This is a genomic window from Shewanella sp. AC91-MNA-CIBAN-0169, from assembly GCF_040310165.1.
GTDB lineage: Bacteria > Pseudomonadota > Gammaproteobacteria > Enterobacterales > Shewanellaceae > Shewanella.
On the sequence record NZ_JBEOPM010000133.1, the window covers coordinates 1 to 263 of the forward strand.

Annotated in this window: 1 pseudogene; it reads left to right on the top strand. The window is 39.2% G+C overall.

Annotation, left to right across the window (positions count from 1 at the left end):
* A pseudogene (locus AAEY98_RS22420) lies at positions 1-261 on the top strand (hypothetical protein); the annotation flags it as partial.
* Positions 262-263: the final 2 nt, after the last annotated feature.

The following is a 263-nucleotide window of genomic DNA, read 5'->3' on the forward strand; positions in this document are numbered from 1 at the left end:
CTACTGATGACAACGACCCAAGAAGCTTCATATCAACAACTCAAAGCACTTCTTGAGTGTTATTTTACAATTGATGACCAAGATTACCTGATCCCTGTATTACTGAGTTTTTCAGGTGATGCCAATAAGGTCATCTCTTGGTTTACTCAAGAGCCTATACCCGCATTCGGTAATATCACAGCTTTAGGGGTTTGTGTTAGTGGCGATGGTAAATTGTTGATCGATTATATAAAGTCAATTCAAATGGGTGGGTATGCTTAGGT